This is a genomic window from Elioraea sp. (assembly GCF_051860475.1).
Lineage (GTDB): Bacteria > Pseudomonadota > Alphaproteobacteria > Acetobacterales > Acetobacteraceae > Elioraea.
In genome coordinates this window covers 1-2,098 of sequence record NZ_JBHYDW010000270.1, presented here as the reverse complement: position 1 = coordinate 2,098, position 2,098 = coordinate 1, and the positions used below count along the sequence as shown (strand labels likewise).

At 71.3% G+C, this 2,098-nt stretch carries 2 protein-coding genes; both read left to right on the top strand.

From position 1 onward, the window contains the following. Positions 1-851, top strand: an 851-nt coding sequence (locus ACTIFU_RS23540) for a penicillin-binding transpeptidase domain-containing protein (RefSeq protein WP_439580761.1), incomplete at its 5' end; no start/stop codon positions are given. A gap of 40 nt (positions 852-891) precedes the next feature. Continuing rightward, positions 892-2,023 (top strand): peptide chain release factor 2 gene (gene prfB / locus ACTIFU_RS23535; RefSeq protein WP_439580760.1). Its coding sequence is split into 2 segments (ribosomal slippage): positions 892-960 and positions 962-2,023, totalling 1,131 coding nucleotides; the frame shifts between segments, so codons are not numbered across the junction. The last annotated feature ends 75 nt before the right edge of the window (positions 2,024-2,098 follow it).

Genomic DNA, 2,098 nt, shown 5'->3' with positions numbered 1-2,098 from the left:
CGATGCGCGTCGGGCTCGAGAAGTCGAAGAACCTGATGACCATCCGCCTCGCCGAGCGGGTGGGGCTCGACAATGTCGCCGATGTCGCGCGCCGCTTCGGCGTGATCGACAACATGGAGCGCAACTACTCGATGGCGCTCGGCGCCGGCGAGACGACCGTGCTGCGGATGGCCGCGGGCTATGCCGCCTTCGTCAATGGCGGGATGCGGGTCGATCCCAGCCTGATCGACTCGGTCCAGGATCGGAATGGACGCGTGATCTTCCGCGCCGATGCGCGCCCCTGCGAGACCTGCGGCGACCCCGCCCCCGGCGCGGTGCCGCCCGACCCGCCCGACATCCGCGCGCGTGCGACCGACCCGGCCTCGGCCTATCAGATGGTCTCGATGCTCCAGGGCGTGATCCAGCGCGGCACCGGCGGACGCGCGAATATCGGCCGCCCGGCCGCCGGCAAGACCGGGACGACCAATGATTGGCTGGATGCCTGGTTCGTCGGCTTCACGCCCGAACTGGTCGTCGCCGTGTGGATCGGCTTCGACGAGCCGCGCCCGCTCGGCCTGGGCCGCGACAACGAAACGGGCGGCCTGGTCGCCGCGCCGATCTTCGGCCAGTTCCTGCGCGAGGCCCTGGCCGACCGTCCGGCCCTGCCGTTCCGCGTGCCAGGCGGCGTACGCATGGTCTGGGTGAACCCGCAGACCGGCGAGCCGGCGCGCCAGGGCGAGGCAGGTGCGATCGTCGAGGCGTTCAAGCCCGGCACCGAGCCCGGCGCGAGCGGCTCGGACGGCGTGATCGGCGGCGCCGGCGGCAGGCCCGCCGCGGCCGCGCTGGACGCAGGGCTCGGCGGGTTGTACTGACGCGCCCCGCTGCCGACGTCACCATGGGAGTGTGCGGCCGATGAAGGCCGAGATCATCGCGTTGAAGGAGCAGATCGCCGCATCGGCAGGTCTGCTGAGGAGGCATCTTTGACTGGGATGCCGCCACCCGCCGCCTCGATGAGCTGAACGCCCGCGCCGAGGACCCGGCGCTGTGGTCGGATGCCGAGGCCGCCCAGAAGCTGATGCGTGAGCGCAACCGCCTCGCTGCCGGGATCGAGGCTGTGCGGCGGCTCGAGCGCGAGGCCGAGGACGCCTACGGGCTCGCCGAACTCGCCGAGGCCGAGGGCGATGCGGAAACGCTCGCCGCCGCCGAGGCCGACCTCCAGCGCCTGGTCGCCGAGGCCGGCAAGCGCGAGCTCGAGAGCCTGCTCTCGGGCGAGGTGGACGGCAACGACGCCATCGTCGAGATCAACGCCGGCGCCGGCGGCGTCGATGCCCAGGACTGGGCGGAGATGCTGCTGCGCATGTACACGCGCTGGGCCGAAAGCCACGGCTACAAGGTCGAGCTGATCGACCGCAGCGACGGCGAGCAGGCCGGGATCAAGAGCGCGACAGTCAAAGTGATCGGCGCCAACGCCTATGGCTGGCTCAAGACCGAGAGCGGCGTGCACCGGCTGGTGCGGATCAGCCCGTTCGACGCGAATGCGCGGCGCCAGACCAGCTTCGCCTCGGTCGGCGTCTCGCCGGTGGTGGACGATTCGATCGAGATCGAGGTGAACCTGTCCGATATCCGGACCGATACGTTCCGGGCCTCCGGCGCCGGCGGCCAGCACGTCAACAAGACCGATTCCGGCGTGCGCTTCACCCACCTCCCGACCGGGATCGTCGTGGCGAGCACGCAGGACCGCAGCCAGCACCGCAACCGCGCGATCGCGATGGAGATGCTGAAGGCGCGGCTCTACGAGCTGGAACTGCGCAAGCGCGAGGAGGCCGCGGCGGCCGCGCAGGCGGAGAAGACCGACATCGGCTGGGGGCATCAGATCCGCTCGTATGTTCTACAGCCGTATCAGATGGTGAAGGATCTGCGCACGGGCGTGGAGAAGGGCAATCCGCAGGCAGTGCTGGACGGGGATCTCGACGACTTCATGGCCGCCTCGCTGGCAAGCCGCGTGAAGGGCGTGCGGTCGGAGGCGAGCGCGCAGGCGGAGTAGGGAAGAAATCAGTGGGGGGGGGGGGGGGGGGGGCCCCCCCCCCCCCCCCCCCCCCCACCCCCCGCCCCCGCCCCC